This is a genomic window from Pseudomonas sp. R43(2017) (assembly GCF_002112345.1).
In the GTDB taxonomy this organism is placed as follows: Bacteria; Pseudomonadota; Gammaproteobacteria; order Pseudomonadales; family Pseudomonadaceae; genus Aquipseudomonas; species Aquipseudomonas kribbensis.
The window spans coordinates 58,526-71,836 of sequence record NZ_NEHJ01000005.1 but is presented as its reverse complement, the minus strand read 5'-3'; the positions used below and the strand labels follow the sequence as shown (position 1 = coordinate 71,836).

General features: G+C 63.2%; 11 protein-coding genes. 2 read left to right on the top strand and 9 right to left on the bottom strand.

The features are described 5' to 3' along the window. Positions 1 to 102: 102 nt before the first annotated feature. The 4 genes from CAG02_RS15180 to CAG02_RS15165 all read right to left on the bottom strand — a co-directional run bounded on the left by CAG02_RS15180 (position 103) and on the right by CAG02_RS15165 (position 1,551). Positions 103 to 384, bottom strand: a complete 282-nt coding sequence (locus CAG02_RS15180; RefSeq protein ID WP_065257454.1) for a type II toxin-antitoxin system RelE/ParE family toxin — start codon at positions 382 to 384, stop codon at positions 103 to 105. After that, the gene (locus CAG02_RS15175; RefSeq protein WP_039773014.1) at positions 374 to 619 is read right to left on the bottom strand and encodes a type II toxin-antitoxin system Phd/YefM family antitoxin; all 246 of its coding nucleotides are present in this window, start codon (positions 617 to 619) and stop codon (positions 374 to 376) included. The genes CAG02_RS15180 and CAG02_RS15175 overlap by 11 nt, the downstream gene beginning before the upstream one ends. A 95-nt stretch (positions 620 to 714) precedes the next feature. Then, positions 715 to 960 carry a DUF2789 domain-containing protein gene (locus CAG02_RS15170; RefSeq protein ID WP_085712632.1) on the bottom strand — a complete coding sequence of 82 codons (246 nt, stop codon included), beginning with the start codon at positions 958 to 960 and terminating at the stop codon, positions 715 to 717. Positions 961 to 1,089: 129 nt separating this feature from the next. After that, a complete protein-coding gene (locus CAG02_RS15165) occupies positions 1,090 to 1,551 on the bottom strand; it encodes an aminoacyl-tRNA deacylase (protein WP_085712631.1) in 462 nt (153 codons plus the stop codon). A 194-nt stretch (positions 1,552 to 1,745) separates the two neighbouring features. Between CAG02_RS15165 and CAG02_RS15160 the strand changes: the two genes are divergently transcribed. Together CAG02_RS15160 and CAG02_RS15155 are read left to right on the top strand one after the other, a co-directional pair. Beyond that, positions 1,746 to 2,276 carry an NfeD family protein gene (locus tag CAG02_RS15160; protein ID WP_085712630.1) on the top strand — a complete coding sequence of 177 codons (531 nt, stop codon included), beginning with the start codon at positions 1,746 to 1,748 and terminating at the stop codon, positions 2,274 to 2,276. Between the two features lie 2 nt (positions 2,277 to 2,278). Next, on the top strand, positions 2,279 to 3,037 hold the full coding sequence (locus CAG02_RS15155; protein ID WP_085712629.1) for a slipin family protein: 759 nt from the start codon (positions 2,279 to 2,281) through the stop codon (positions 3,035 to 3,037). On the opposite strand, the gene CAG02_RS15150 is transcribed toward CAG02_RS15155, so the two are convergent. Genes CAG02_RS15150 through CAG02_RS15130 form a run of 5 tightly spaced genes read right to left on the bottom strand, consistent with a single transcriptional unit; the run spans position 3,003 to position 13,281 of the window. After that, a complete protein-coding gene (locus CAG02_RS15150; protein ID WP_085712628.1) occupies positions 3,003 to 3,977 on the bottom strand; it encodes a sulfotransferase family protein in 975 nt (324 codons plus the stop codon). The genes CAG02_RS15155 and CAG02_RS15150 overlap by 35 nt on opposite strands. Further along, complete coding sequence (locus CAG02_RS15145; RefSeq protein WP_085712627.1) at positions 3,965 to 4,750, bottom strand: aspartyl/asparaginyl beta-hydroxylase domain-containing protein; 786 nt, start codon at positions 4,748 to 4,750, stop codon at positions 3,965 to 3,967. Before CAG02_RS15145 ends, CAG02_RS15150 begins: the two co-directional genes overlap by 13 nt. Beyond that, entirely contained in the window at positions 4,747 to 5,352 is a 606-nt protein-coding gene (gene cysC / locus CAG02_RS15140) for an adenylyl-sulfate kinase (RefSeq protein WP_085712626.1), read from the bottom strand. The genes CAG02_RS15145 and cysC overlap by 4 nt, the downstream gene beginning before the upstream one ends. Continuing rightward, entirely contained in the window at positions 5,336 to 6,850 is a 1,515-nt protein-coding gene (locus CAG02_RS15135) for a TolC family protein (RefSeq protein WP_085712625.1), read from the bottom strand. The genes cysC and CAG02_RS15135 overlap by 17 nt, the downstream gene beginning before the upstream one ends. A 47-nt stretch (positions 6,851 to 6,897) precedes the next feature. Beyond that, complete coding sequence (locus CAG02_RS15130) at positions 6,898 to 13,281, bottom strand: Ig-like domain-containing protein (RefSeq protein WP_085712624.1); 6,384 nt, start codon at positions 13,279 to 13,281, stop codon at positions 6,898 to 6,900. Positions 13,282 to 13,311 lie beyond the last annotated feature (30 nt).

Genomic DNA, 13,311 nt, shown 5'->3' with positions numbered 1-13,311 from the left:
GGCACGAAGGAATGCACACACTGTTAGTTTGCTAACTATCAATATGGCATTGGAGGGGAAATTCAGTCAAGTTTTGAAACATATTGGCAGTCACGCGTTAACTCAACGTCGCTTGGCGCTCTCGTAAACATCTCCACGCTCACGCTTACCGACCGCAACTACCGAGACAACCACCCGCTCTTCGATCACTTGGTAAACCAGACGATAACCGGATGCCTTGAGTTTGATCTTGTAACAGTCAGGCATCCCATGCAGGGAATCAGCTGGAATGCGAGGACGCTCCAGGCGCTCAGCCAGTTTCTTTTTGAATTGATCGCGCAGCGTATGACCCAATTTGTTCCACTCTTTGTGAGCGGAAGGCAGGAATTCGAGCTTATAGGTCATCCAGGCTTACCGGTATGGGAGTCTCATGACTGCGAGAACGAACGATTTCTGCCAACTCGAGATCATCGAGCCGCTCCATCATCGCTTCGTAAACGTCAGCCGGCACCATGTAGCCCATGACCCGGTTGTGATTCAGGACAGCTACCGCTCCTCCGTGCGCGCCGTTGAGCACCGCAGAAGGATTCTTCTTCAGTTCAGAAACACTGACGGCCATATCGGCCAGCACACTTTGCATAATAAAAGACCTCAATTGAGGTCGTGATTCTGGTCTAAATAATCATCACAGGCAACCGGATGAGTTGACCCAGCTTACGAACGGCAGACTGACAGTTACCCCGCCCGCCCCTTCCTCAACATCACATCCAGCTGATCCACCACCTCCGCCCAATCCGCATCGTCAAGAATCTCGTCCCGCAAAAAATCCGCCTGGCTCTTGGTCCAGAAAAACGCATCGCACAGGTGCAGTTCGGGTTTGAGCGGGGAATGGGTGGCGATGAACTGGTCGATGCTGACCGGGTCGTTGGGCAGGCCGAGTTGTTTGAACAGGGACGGGAGGCTGTGGGTCGGATTTTCCATTGATCTACTCCTTCAAAGACTCCGTGGATAAAAACATTTCGCGAGCAAGCCACATTCCCACAGATTCATTGCAGAACCTGTGGGAGCGAGCCGGCTCGCGATTGGCGTCGGCACAGACGCTGAAAAAACCTACTGACTCAACTCCCGCACCTGGGCATGGGGCACCATTTTCAGGAACTCGGGCATGCTCATGTGCAGCAGGTTGTTGTGGTTGCCGGCCTCCAGGTAAATATCTTTCTGCCGGGTCACCAGCGGGTCGATGACCATGTCCAGGCCATAGGAATCGCCCAGCGGCGGCACCGCGCCGCGTTCGCAGTCATCGAACAGATGCGCCAGGGTACTTTCGCGGGTGATCTGCCACTCGCCGCTGGTGCGCACTTTGCTCAGGTCCAGATGGCGGCTGGCGGGCAGCACGGCCATCAGGTAATGCCCGTGGTGGTCGTCGAGGATCACCGATTTGGCCACCCGTTCCGCCGGAATCCCCGAAACCCGCGCCGTTTCCAGGCTGCTGCTCGAGTGCGGATGGGAGACGACGTCGTATTGGCATTGCGCCCGGGTCAGGCTGCTTTGCACTTTTCTTGCCATACGCATGATGCACCTCGGTGCCCGCCGACGCTGCGCGGCGAGCGATGATGAACGTTGTTCCTGTTCTGGAAAGTCTAGTCGGGCAAGCCGTGAATGAAGGTAAATCCGCCCACTGGCGACGCTGGAACTGATCAGAATTCCTCCGACCCCAGGCTCAACTAGACTGATAAGAGATCCCCATGACTCTCCCGGAGGGTCACGTGAACACCCGTCGCTGTGCGTTTGTCCTGTTGATGCTGCTGAGCGGATCGGCCCTGGCTGCGGACATCCCGTTGCACGCCATCGATCCCATCGGCCTGTGGCTGATCACCCTGGGCATCGCCTTCCTGATCGCCGAAGCCGCGCTGCCCAATTACGGCGTGATTGGCCTGGGCGGCATCGTCATGTTCGTGATCGGCGCGCTGATCCTGAGCAACGCCGAGCTGCCGGTGCCGATGATGATCGGCCTCGGGCTGGTCAGCGCGCTGCTGCTGATCGCGTTGCTGGTTCGTGCCCTGAAGACCCGGCCGCGACACCCGGTCAGCGGCGACGCCGGCCTGGTTGGCAGCGTGACGGCCGTGACCGTCGTGGAGTCGCCGGACACCCGCAATGGCTGGGTGCAATTGCAAGGAGAACGCTGGCAAGTGTCGAGTGCCACGCCGCTGCACGCCGGGCAACCGGTGCGGGTGGTCGGGCGCAAGGGCTTGTTGCTGCAAGTGGCCGCGGCTGACGCGGCACCGCTCGGAGAGTGATCATGGGTCTGCAAATCGGTTTTGTCGCGCTGCTGCTGTTGCTCATTGCCCTGGCCGGCTCGACGTTCCGCATCCTGCGAGAATACGAACGCGGCGTGGTGTTCCAGCTCGGGCGCTTCTGGCAGGTCAAGGGGCCGGGGCTGATCCTGTTGATTCCGGTGGTGCAGCAAATGGTCCGGGTCGATCTGCGCACCATTGTCCTCGACGTGCCGCCGCAGGACGTGATCACCCGCGACAACGTCTCGGTCAAGGTCAACGCGGTGCTGTATTTCCGGGTGCTCGATCCGCAGAAAGCGATCATCCAGGTCGAAGACTTTCTGGCGGCCACCAGCCAACTGGCGCAGACCACCCTGCGCGCGGTACTCGGCAAGCATGAACTGGACGAACTGCTGGCCGAGCGCGAACAGTTGAACATCGACATCCAGCAAGTGCTCGATGCCCAGACCGACGCCTGGGGCATCAAGGTCGCGAACGTCGAGATCAAACACGTCGACCTCAACGAATCGATGGTCCGCGCCATCGCCAGACAGGCCGAAGCCGAGCGGGAGCGGCGCGCCAAGGTGATCCACGCCGAGGGCGAATTACAGGCCTCGGAAAAACTCATGCAGGCCGCCGAAATGCTCGGCCGCCAGCCTGGCGCCATGCAATTGCGCTACATGCAGACCCTGAGTTCGATTGCCGGCGACAAGAGCTCGACCATCGTCTTCCCGTTGCCGATCGAATTGCTCAAGGGGATGGCGGATCTGTCGGCCAAGTCGTGAGCGCGCGCAAACGCTCCAGCGCTTCGTAAGGTGCTCGCGCGCACCGTTCTACTCGCGCCTGCAACAGTGGAGACGCTTCGCGGCGTTTGCTTTCGCCATCGGCAACAAACGCCTGTGACGGCTGTTTCGCATGTTGTGCCGAAGCTGCCAGCGCCTGTTCGCACTGCCCGGCATTCAGCTGAAAAAACCTTGCCAGCCGTTCCGTTATCGCTTCGGGCAACTCGTTGTAGTTGACCGCCAGCCCGCCGAAATCAGCGCAGTGCAAGCGCGCCGCCTCCAGCAGACGTCCGAGCCTGCGGGCGATGAAATCTTCGCGCCCCTCGAATGGCAGGTCGTCGTCCAGCACGCACTCGCCAAGCAGGCCGGGCACCATGTGCATACCCGGGCGACGCAGATGCGAAACGGCGATTTCCAGCGGATCGCGATAGACAAACAACCAAGGCGTATCGGGGAAGCATTCGTGAAGCAGAGGCCATTCACCGATGTTCCAGGCGTCGAGCTTGATCACCAATCGTTGCTCCATCCCGCGCCGGCGCTGGCCGTAGGCCGAAAGCAACCCGACGATGGCCGCACGGCGTTCTGCGGCGGGCAGATCGCTGCGCAGCAAGGTATCGAGGGGCGGCGGTTCCGAGATCACGATGTGATCGTCAAGGCGGGCGAGCATCTGGCTGATCAGCGTCGATCCGCAACGCGAGGCATGCAGGATGAAGGCGCTTGGCGCCAGGCCAGGGCTGAGCGCCTGCCAATCCGTGAGGGCCGACAACGGGGTTTGCCGGCGGAACGCCTGATTGAACGGCAACTGCAGCGCCTGCTCCACCGCTTCGCGAAAAAACGGCTGGTGCAACGGCGTGTCGCCAAACCAGCACCAGTCCACCTGCCATTGACCGGCACTTTTCCAGATGCGGATCGGCAACCAGCCGTCGAAACTCAGGCTCGCCATTGTTCGTTCCATGATCGGCGGCCGTTGCGCATCGCCGCGTGCAGTTCTTCCCGGGAGAATGACAAGCCGCGCTCGGCGGCCAGCGCCAGTGTCTGGCTGATGAACGCTTCGGGATCGCGCAACGCCTGCAACGTCGCCGACAACGCGGGATCCGTGACCAGCAGACGCTGAAAACGCTGTAGCGCCGAATCTTCGGCATCAGGCTGCGGCGTACTCGGCAAACCGTCGGCAATCAACTGCTTCAGCCAGGCGCCGGGGCGACAGTCGAGAACCAGATGTACGCGTGCCGTGCTGTCGCGATTGTCGACCCGATGCGGTCGCGCAAGATCGAGAAACCAGCACTCGCCCGCTGCCATTGGCATGCGCAGACCGTCGAGCCAGAAATCCACGGCGGGCGGACTGAGCAATGGAATGTGCAAACGCAAATCGGCATCCGGCCCGTCGAGATCGTAATCACGATGCTCATGAATCTGCCCGCCGGGCCCGAGTCGCAGCAGCCGCGCACTGACGATCTCCAGCGGCAGATCCTGCAACGCCTGCTGCCAGCGGCGGTCGTTCAGCCAAGGGGCTCGCTCCACGGGCTCGGCGGTTCCGGGAGATAGTTCGGTCAACGCATCGGCCGCGGAAATCAGCGCCACGCCACTCCAGTCGCCGGCGAAATAGGCCGTGTTGAAATGCCCGCGCCAGGCATCGTTTTCAATCGCTGCCAGTGCCTGCAACAGCAACGGCAGATCCACCGTCACCGGCAGACGCGAAAACGCCGGCCGACTCATGTCCTTGGCAACACCGCAGATTCGCCGAGCCAGGTCAGCAATCGGTCAAGGCAGGCCTCGACCGTCAGCGTTCCGGTATCGAGCACCAATGAAGCCTGAGCCGGCGGCTCGTAAGGCGCCGACACGCCGGTGAACCCGGCCAGCTCGCCCCGTCGCGCCCGGGCGTAATGCCCTTTCGGGTCACGCTGTTCGCACACCGCCAGCGCGGCGCTGCACCAGACTTCGCGATAGTCATCGCCCAGGCGTTGGGCGAACACTTCGCGCAACTCCACCAGCGGCGCGATCATCGCCAGAATCACGATCTGCCCGTTTTCCACCAGCAACGCCGCCAGTTCACTGGCCCGACGGATGTTTTCCAGCCGGTCGGTATCGGTGAATCCCAGGTCGCGGTTGAGCCCGACGCGCAAACTATCGCCGTCCAGCACCACACTTTGCTGACCACGACTGAACAACTCGGCATGTAACGCCTGAGCAAGGGTCGATTTGCCCGCCGCCGGCAATCCGGTCAGCAACACCGCCGTGCCGCGATGACCGTTGCGGGCCTCGCGTTGCGCACGGCTGATGCTGGCGTTCGGCGCCAGCACATCACTTCGCGGAGGCATGGGCCACCGGCACCGAAATATCCCCCGAGGCCCACGCCGCTTCGCGGTTGGCCAGCGCCGTGGCGATCGACTGCACCTCGGTTGACTGCACCTGATCCGGCAGCGGATCGAGGCCGGCACTGGCGAAGATCTGGCCATAGGCATTGCGCAGATCGGCGTAGGACAGGTCACGGCGCAAGTCCGCCTGGAGGTTGTTCAGTTCACCCTGGATCAGATCCAGTTCGCCGATGCCCGCTGCCTGATGACGGTTGCGCAACTGACCGACAATCTGCCCGTCGATGTCCGACAGTTGCTGGTTGGTCTTGAACTGACGCAGCGCCTCCTGATAGTTGGCGTTGGCCACGTACAGTTGCGCCAGCACCGCAATCGACATCGCCTGACGGCGTGCGGTGGCGACTTCTTCGCCGGCCTTGGCCACGTCGATGGCCGCCGGAGCGGAGATCACGTTGAACAGGTTCCAGGTCACCTTCACGCCGTAGTCGGCCCAGCGGTCGTTCACCAGGAACGAGTTGCTGTCGTAGTGCCCGCCGGCGGAAAACTCCAGGCCCGGCAGCATGCGCAGCATGGCCTTGCGGGTTTCGGCGGCGCTGATCCGGGTCTGGTAATCCTGCTCGCGCAATTCCGGGCGGCTGGTCAGGGCTTCCTGTTCCAGTTTGGCGATATCGACCTTGAGTTCCGGGATCTGATAACCGTCGTCGGTGGCCAGGGTCAGGTTGGTGCCCATCGGCAGGTTGATCAGGGTTGCCAGTTCGGTTTTCGCCAGTGACAGCGCGCGACGCTGCTCTTCCAGTTGCCGGGTGGCTTCGATCAGCGAACGCTGGTAGCCGAGGGACTGCACCGGATCGCCGATGCGCTGCTCGCTCATGCTTTCGCTGTTGCGTCGGGCCGCATCGACCCGCGCCATCAGGCTGTCGATCTGCTTGAGCAGACGCTCGGCCGCCATCGCCCGCCAATAGGCCGAGCGCACGTCCTGAACGATGGTGTTGATCACCTTGCGCCGGCGTTCCTGAACGATCAGACGCTGGTCGCCCTGCTGCTTGGCGTTGATGTAGCTGACACCGAAATCGAGAACGTTCCAGACCATGGTCAGGTCGGCGACGTTGCGGTCGCGGTCCTGAGAGGTCGACGGTTCCAGGGACTGGGTGCCGGTGCGTACACTCTGGCTGCTGGAGGCGCTGACGTTGTTGCGCCCAACGTAACCGGCGTCCAGCGCCATGCGCGGCAGCATGTCGAAACTGGCGAGGTCGAGCTGCCGCTTGGCCAGCGCTTCCTCCATGATCTTCAAGCGACCTTCGAGGTTGTATTTCACCGCGCGGGCCATGGCCTGGTGCAGGGTCAGCGGACCGCGCAACGGTTCCTGGCCCTTGTACATGGTTTGCAGGTCAGATTTGGCCCGTTGTTCGCTGACACTGCGCTCGATCGGTTCACTGGTGACTGCACATCCGCTGATCGCCAGCGCCAGCAGGCTGGCGCCGAACAGTTTCTGACTTTTCTTCATCCCTGGATCGCCCCTAGGTCCCGCACATATTGAGTTGTTGTGTGTTGTCAGGCCGGCATTTCGCTGATGCCGACCTGTTGCAGAGCCGCCGCCAGGTTGTCCACCCGGTGCTGCTCGCTGTCCTTGATCTCTTGCAGTTGCTGGCCCAGGGTCGGCGCGCCGAACACACCGCGCAGGCCTTGGGACACGTCGCCGCCCCGGATCGAATGGCTGTCGAAAGCGTTCAGTGAGTCCCGCTCGGCGGCGCTGTCCTGGTTGAACAGGCTCGACAGCGTGCTGATGCCGAACACCCCGCCATCACCCCCACCGAAACCAAGGAAGCCGTGGCCGGAACCATCACCGCCGCTGTCGCTGCTGGTGAACACCTGGGCAATGAAGCTCGGGCTCAACGCGCCGTGGTTGATGAAGATGTCGCCCAGCGGACGGATGCCATTGCCGATCACCCGCTGCTCGAACAGCGGCGGGAAGGTCAGCGGTGAACCGAGGCCACCTGTGGGTGGCGCAAAGATGGTCGGTTGCAGCGGCACGTCGACCCGCGACGGCAAAATGACCGGAACTTCGATGCGGAACTCCGGATCCGGCGATACCACCACCAGCGGCGAGGTCGGAGGCACGGCCGGCACCGTGTTGATCACATAGTTGCCGGACTGACTGATCCCGCTGCCGCTATTGCCCGACAGATCGCTGACCCCGGCACTGTTGACGCTGATCGCGTTGCTGGCGCTGTTGACGTTGGCGTTCGGCGTCAGGGTTGCGGTCCAGGTCTTGCCGCCGTCGCTGCTGCTCAGGTTGGACAGGGTGCCGTTGGCCACGCTGAGGTCTGACAGGTCGAAACCGGTCACCGCTTCGTTGAAGGTGATGATCACTTGCGAGGTCTGGCCGACGCCCAGATTCGGATTGGCGACCACCACTGTGGCGGTCGGCCGTTCGCTGTCGAGGGCGTAGTTGTTCGACACCGCAACCGTGCTGCCGGCATTGCCCGCCAGGTCGGTAACGTTGCTGGTGTCCAGGGCAATGAAGTTGCTCGGGTCGGTCACGTTCGCGGTCGGCGTGAAGGTGGCGGTCCAGGTCTTGCCGCCATCGCTGCTGCTCAGGTTGCTCAGGTCACCGTTGGTCACGCTCAGGTCCGACAGGTCGAAATTGCTCACTGCCTCGCTGAAGGTGAAGGTCACCGTGGTGGTCTGGCCGATGCCCAGGTGCGGGTTGGCGACCACGATGTTCACCGTCGGCCGGGTCGCATCGAGGATGTAGTTGTTGGAGATGGCAATGCTCGCCCCGGCGTTGCCGGCCAGATCCTGAACGCCGGCGGTGTCGAGGACGATCAGGTTGGTCGCGTCGTTGATGCCGGCAGTCGGCGTCAGGGTCGCGGTCCAGGTCACACCGCCATCGCTGCTGGTCAGGTTCGACAACGCACCGTTGGCGACGCTGATGTCCGACAGATCGAAACCGCTCACCGCCTCACTGAAGGTGATGGTCACGGTGGTGGTTTCACCGATGCCCAAGCGATTGTCGGCGACCACGATGGTGGCGGTCGGCAGCGCGGTGTCGATGGCGAAGTTGTTGGAGTCGGTGGTGCCCACGCCGCTGTTGCCCGACAGGTTGGCCACCCCGGCATTGTTCAGGGTGATCAGGTTGGTGGCGTCGGTGACATTGGCGGTCGGGATGAACGTCGCGGTCCAGGTGATACCGCCGTCGCTGCTGCTGACGTTGGTCAACGTGCCGTTGGCGATGGTCAGGTCACTGTTGTCGAAACCGCTCACCGCTTCGCTGAAGGTGATGGTCACCAGCGAGGTTTCCCCGGCCCTGAGCGACGTGTCGGCAACCACGATGGTGGCAGTCGGCACCTGGGTCTGGATCTGATAGTTGGCCGAACTGGTGGTGCCGGTGCCGGTGTTGCCGGCCAGGTCGGTGATGCCGGTGTTGTTCAGGACAATCAGGTTGGTGAGGTCGGTGATGCCGATGTTCGGCGTGAACGTGGCCGTCCAGGTGATGCCGCCGTCGCTCGACGAGACATTGCTCAGGGTACCGTTGGCGACGCTCAGGTCGGAATTGTCGAATCCGGTCACGGCTTCGCTGAAGGTGATGGTCACCAGCGAGGTTTCCCCGGGGCGCAGGTCACTGTCGGTCATGACAATGGTCGCCGTCGGCCGCTGACTGTCGACGGCGTAGTTGTTGGAATCGGTGGTGCCGCTGCCGAGGTTGCCCGCCAGGTCGGAAATGCCTGTGTTGTCCAGGGTGATGACGTTGGTGGTGTCGGTGATCCCTGCCGCCGGCGTAAAGGTGGCGGTCCAGGTGATGCCGCCATCGCTGCTGCTCACCGCGCTCAGCGTACCGTTGGCGATGATCAGGTCGGCGTTGGTGAAACCGGTCACCGCTTCGCTGAAGGTGATGGTCACCAGCGAAGTCTGGCCGACGCCCAGTGCCGTGTCGGCGACCACGATGGTGGCGGTCGGACGCTGGGTATCGATCGAGTAATTGTTCGAATCGGTGGTGCCGATGCCGGCATTGCCCGACAGGTTTTGAACGCCGCTGTTGTCCAGAGTGATCAGGTTGGTCGCGTCGGTAATGTTGGTGGTCGGCGTGAACGTTGCCGTCCAGGTGATACCGCCGTCGCTGCTGCTGACCGCGCTCAACGTGCCGTTGGCGATGGTCAGGTCGGCGTTGGTGAAACCGGTGACCGCCTCGCTGAAGGTGATGGTCACCAAAGAGGACTCGCCGATTTTCAGACTGGGGTCGGACACGATGATGGTCGCGGTCGGCACCACGGTGTCGATGGTGTAGTTGTTGGAGTTGGTGGTGCCGCTGCCGGCGTTGCCGGCCAGGTCGGTGATGCCGGTGTTGGCCAGTGTGATCAGGTTGGTGGCGTCGTTGACGCCGACGTTCGGCGTGAAGGTCGCGGTCCAGGTGATACCGCCGTCGCTGCTGCTGACCGCCGTCAGGGTGCCGTTGGCGACCACGATGTCGGCGTTGCTGAAACCGGTCACCGCTTCACTGAAGGTGAAGGTCACCAGCGTCGTTTCGCCGGCCGTGAGGGTGCTGTCGGCAACCACGATGGTGGCGGTCGGGCGCTGGGTGTCGATGGCATAGTTGCCGGAATCCACAGTGCCGCTGCCGGCATTGCCGGACAGATCCGAGACGCCGGTCTGGTCCAGGGTGATGACGTTAGTGGCATCGGTGATGTTGCTGGTCGGTGTGAACGTCGCCGTCCAGGTGATACCGCCGTCGCTGCTGCTCACCGCGCTCAGCGTGCCGTTGGCAATCGTCAGGTCGGCGTTGGTGAAACCGGTCACTGCTTCGCTGAAGGTGATGGTCACTACCGAGGTTTCGCCGATTTTCAGCGCGTTATCGGACAAGACAATGGTCGCGGTCGGACGCTGGGTGTCGATCGCGTAATTGTTCGAATCGGTGGTGCCGACACCGGCGTTGCCGTTCAGGTCAGCGATGCCGGTATTGTTCAGGGTGATCAGGTTGGTCGCGTCGGTAATGCTCGCGGTCGGCGTAAATGTTGCCGTCCAGGTGATGCCGCCGTCGCTGCTGCTGACCGCTGTCAGCGTGCCATTGGCGATGGTCAGGTCGGCATTGGTGAAACCGGTCACTGCTTCGCTGAAGGTGATGGTCACCAGCGAGGTTTCGCCGATCTTCAGATTGTTGTCGGCCACCACGATGGTCGCGGTGGGACGCGCAGTATCGATGGCGTAGTTGTTGGAGTTGGTGGTGCCGCTGCCGGCGTTGCCGGCCAGATCGACGACCCCGGTGTTGTCCAGGGTGACCAGGTTGGTGGTGTCGGTAATGTTGTTGGTCGGCGTGAGCGTGGCGGTCCAGGTGATGCCGCCGTCGCTGCTGCTCAGGCCGGTCAGGGTGCCGTTGGCCACCGTCAGGTCGGCGGTGGTGAAGCCGCTGACCGCTTCGCTGAAGGTAATGGTCACCAGCGAGGTTTCGCCCGCCGCCAGATTGCTGTCGGCCACGACAATGGTCGCGGTCGGTCGCACGGTATCGATCACGTAGTTGGGCGAATCCGTGGTGCCGCTGCCGGCGTTGCCGGCCAGGTCGGCGATACCGGTGTTGTCCAGGGAGATCAGGTTGGTGGTGTCGGTGATGCTCGCGGTCGGGGTGAAGGTCCCGGTCCAGGTAATGCCGCCGTCGCTGCTGCTGACTGCGCTCAGCGTGCCGTTGGCGATGGTCAGGTCAGCATTGGTGAAACCGGTCACCGCTTCGCTGAACGTGAAGGTCACCAGCGAGGTATCGCCGATCTTCAACGCCGTGTCGGACATCACGATGGTCACGGTCGGCCGCGCGGTGTCGATTGCGTAGTTGACGGAACTGGTCGTGCCGACACCCGCCACACCGTCGCTGATCGCGGTCACCCCGGTGTTGTCGAGGGTGATCAGGTTGGTGGCGTCGGTAATGTTGTTGGTCGGGGTGAAGGTCGCGGTCCAGGTCAGGCCGCCGTCGCTGCTGCTCACCGATGTCAGCGTACCGTTGGCGATGGTCAGGTCGGCATTGGTGAAGCCGGTTACCGCGCGGCTGAAGGTGATGGTTACCAGCGAGGTTTCGCCGATCTTCAGCGCGGTATCGGACATCACGATGGTGGCGGTCGGCGGTTCCACATAAGCGGTGTTGAGGGTGCCGCCGTTGTTGTAGATTGCTGCGAAAGCCAACGGCACGGAACCCGTCACGCCGCCGCCCAGCTCTGAGCCGCCGGAGCCGCTGCCCGCCGCGTTACCGCTGATGGCGCTGAAGTTGGAGGCCGTGATCAGTACCGTGCCGCCCTGGTTCCAGATCGCGCCGACACCCCGCCCGCCGTCGCCGCCATTGAGGTTGTTGCTGCCCTGGCCACTGCCGCCGCCACCACCGCCGCCCGCGCCGATGTTGTTGCTGATGACCGAGGTGCCGACGATTTTCAGGGTCCCGGTGGAAGCGTTGTAAATGCCGCCGGCCGCGTTGCCGCCGACGCCGCCGACCTTGTCCCAGCCGGAGCCGCCACCGCCGCCGCCAATGGCAATCGTGCCGTTGTTGGCGGTGCCGCCATTGCCGCCGTTACTGTAATAGGACACGCCGACACCACCGGCGCCGCCGATGGTGGAGCCGCCACGACCGCCCATGTGCGTCGCATCGTAGCCACCGCCATAGCCGCCGACACCGCCGCTGCCGGCCTGGCCGCCCAGCGTACCGGTGCCAGGCCCGGCGGTACCGCCATGACCACCACCCTGACCGCCGAGGCCACCGCCACCGCCACCACCGCCGCCGTAGTTGGCGCCCGTGACACCACCGCCGCCGCCACCGCCCGCTGCCGCGTTGCCGGTGACCGAGACGTTGTTCAGCGTGAGGATGCCGGCGTTGAAAATCCCGCCGCCCATGGCCCCGGTCGCGCCGTAGCCGCCATTGCCGCCGTTGCCCGAGACCAGACCCCGGGTAATCACCAGACCGTCGAGGGTCACGGTGCTGCCGGAAGTGATTTCCACCACCCGGGTCTTGTACTGGCCGTCGAGGGTGACGTCGGCGACGCCGTCATTGTTCAGGTCGCCATCGACGGTGATGTTCTTGTTGATCAGCAATTCCGAGGTGAGCTGCACCGTCATGCCGGTGCTGAAGGTCACAATGTCGCCGTTTTGCGCCGACGCCAGCGCTGCGCGCAGCGAGCCGACCCCGGTGTTCGCGTTGTTGGTGGCGGTCCAGGTAGCAAGGCCCCACTGGTACTCGCTCATCGACAGGGCCGACAGCACGTTGGCGCTCTCGATCTTGCCGGTGGCGATCTCCAGATCCCAGTCGCCGCCCACACCGGTGCGGTTGTTCGACGCCGCCACGTCGCGGCCGGTCAGTTGCGCCAGCGAGTCGACGAAGCTCAGGCCACGGTCACCCTCGGCGGTGTAGCAGCCGTAAATGAGGATGTCGCCACCGACGTTCATGTCCTTGCCGATTTCCGCCAGCACCGCGCTGCGTTGTGCAACGTTGTCCGCCGACAGATAGCTGTTGCCGAGCCACAGGTCGCCGGCGTTGCCGTGGGCGATGATTTCCACGGTACTGATGCCCTGATGCTGATCCAGGTAATCGGCGATCTGCTGCAAGCCGTCCTTGTTCGCATCGAGCTTGACCACTTGCGTGCCGGGGGCGACGCCTTTGAGCAGGCTGTCGGCATCCTTGACCCGGGCATCGACGAACACCACAGCCTGGCCCGGCACCGCGACAGGGCTGGCAGCCGGCGTGGCATCGGCCTGACCGTGGGTGTCCTTGCTCGCCACCGGATGATCGGCGGTCGGCGCCTTGGCCGCATCGGTGGTGGGATGAGTGTCGGGCTGGGCCGCAGCGGTATCGGCCACGGTGGCCGCCACAGCGCCGTCGAACAGCATGCGCGGCTCCAGTGACATGATCAGCGGCGCAGCCAGCGTCCGTTGGCCCTCGGTTACCCGCGACTTTTGCTTGCTCCACCACATGTTGCTCACCCGGACTCGAACAGTTGTAAA

Excerpts from the sequence above, each read along its gene's own strand:
- cysC (WP_085712626.1), bottom strand. The coding sequence starts at position 5,352 with ATGCCTCCGCGAAGTGATGTGCTGGCGCCGAACGCCAGCATCAGCCGT.
- CAG02_RS15145 (WP_085712627.1), bottom strand. The coding sequence starts at position 4,750 with ATGAGTCGGCCGGCGTTTTCGCGTCTGCCGGTGACGGTGGATCTGCCG.
- CAG02_RS15180 (WP_065257454.1), bottom strand. The coding sequence starts at position 384 with ATGACCTATAAGCTCGAATTCCTGCCTTCCGCTCACAAAGAGTGGAAC.
- CAG02_RS15155 (WP_085712629.1), top strand. The coding sequence starts at position 2,279 with ATGGGTCTGCAAATCGGTTTTGTCGCGCTGCTGCTGTTGCTCATTGCC.
- CAG02_RS15130 (WP_085712624.1), bottom strand. The coding sequence starts at position 13,281 with ATGTGGTGGAGCAAGCAAAAGTCGCGGGTAACCGAGGGCCAACGGACG.
- CAG02_RS15135 (WP_085712625.1), bottom strand. The coding sequence starts at position 6,850 with ATGAAGAAAAGTCAGAAACTGTTCGGCGCCAGCCTGCTGGCGCTGGCG.
- CAG02_RS15170 (WP_085712632.1), bottom strand. The coding sequence starts at position 960 with ATGGAAAATCCGACCCACAGCCTCCCGTCCCTGTTCAAACAACTCGGC.
- CAG02_RS15175 (WP_039773014.1), bottom strand. The coding sequence starts at position 619 with ATGCAAAGTGTGCTGGCCGATATGGCCGTCAGTGTTTCTGAACTGAAG.
- CAG02_RS15165 (WP_085712631.1), bottom strand. The coding sequence starts at position 1,551 with ATGCGTATGGCAAGAAAAGTGCAAAGCAGCCTGACCCGGGCGCAATGC.
- CAG02_RS15150 (WP_085712628.1), bottom strand. The coding sequence starts at position 3,977 with ATGGCGAGCCTGAGTTTCGACGGCTGGTTGCCGATCCGCATCTGGAAA.